Origin of the sequence: Pseudoalteromonas sp. S3776 (genome assembly GCF_005886915.1) — a bacterium.
Classification (GTDB): Bacteria; Pseudomonadota; Gammaproteobacteria; order Enterobacterales; family Alteromonadaceae; genus Pseudoalteromonas.
In genome coordinates this window covers 1-276 of record NZ_PNCU01000087.1, presented here as the reverse complement: position 1 = coordinate 276, position 276 = coordinate 1, and the positions used below count along the sequence as shown (strand labels likewise).

Here is a 276-nt window from a genome sequence, read left to right as displayed (position 1 = left end):
AAGCTCAGGTTCTTCTTCAAGCTCTGGTTCATCAATAAGTGAAGACGCTAAAGTTTCAATATCATCTTCGTTAAAATCGCTCTGTGCATCAGCCAGTTCTTCAACAGAATCAGCCAAAGCGCTATCTATATCTCGCTCTGTATCATTATCTGTTGCTACTTCAGCTGCAGGTGAATCTTCAACTTCATCAATTAGGCCGTCTATATCATCTAAATCAAAGTCATCACTTTCTTCAACAAGTGCATCTGCTGGGGGTTCATCAGGTGTGTCGCCCGC

Annotated in this window: 1 protein-coding gene; it reads right to left on the bottom strand. The window is 42.4% G+C overall.

Annotated features, from left to right (window positions below; translation table 11 throughout):
- Positions 1–276 (bottom strand): hypothetical protein (locus CWC16_RS19945; protein ID WP_212747449.1); only part of this gene is annotated, 276 nt, incomplete at both ends.